The sequence below is a fragment of the Kineococcus vitellinus genome (genome assembly GCF_009906315.1).
Lineage (GTDB): Bacteria > Actinomycetota > Actinomycetes > Actinomycetales > Kineococcaceae > Kineococcus > Kineococcus vitellinus.
Window position 1 is genome coordinate 1 of record NZ_JAAALL010000628.1, and the last position, 649, is coordinate 649.

A 649-nucleotide genomic window follows, 5' to 3' on the forward strand; every position below is an offset into this window, starting at 1 on the left:
TGGCCACCTCCTCGGAGGAACTGACCACCGTGGCCACCCAGCTCTCCTCCGGCGCCGAGGAAGCCGCCACCCAGGCCCAGGTCGTCTCCACCGCCACCGAGGAGATCAGCGCCAACATCGCCACCGTCGCCGCCGCCGGGGATCAGATGTCCTCCGCCATCCGCGAGATCGCCACCTCCACCGCCGAGGCCTCCTCCACCGCCGCCAACGCCGTCAGTGCCGCCTCCGCGGCCGGGGAGACGCTGGAGCGCCTGAGCGCCTCCTCCCGCGAGATCGGTGAGGTCGTCAAGCTGATCACCTCCATCGCCGAGCAGACCAACCTGCTGGCGCTGAACGCCACCATCGAAGCCGCCCGCGCCGGGGAGATGGGCAAGGGCTTCGCGGTGGTGGCCGGAGAGGTCAAGGAGCTGGCCCAGCAGACCGCGCGGGCCACCGAGGAGATCGTGGGCCGCGTCAACGCCACCCAGACGGATGCGGCCTCGGCGGCGGCGGCGATCACCGAGATCACCGAGGTGATCGCCCGCATCGACGGCTTGCAGGCCACCATCGCGGCGGCGGTGGAGGAGCAGAGCGCGACCACCAGTGAGATGGTGCGCAACGTCACCGAGGTCTCCACCGGCTCCCAGGAGATCGCCTCCAACATCTCCGG

Annotated in this window: 1 protein-coding gene; it reads left to right on the forward strand. The window is 71.0% G+C overall.

What is annotated here, in order from left to right:
• Positions 1–649, forward strand: a 649-nt coding sequence (locus GTQ99_RS23815; protein ID WP_240898023.1) for a methyl-accepting chemotaxis protein, incomplete at both ends; no start/stop codon positions are given.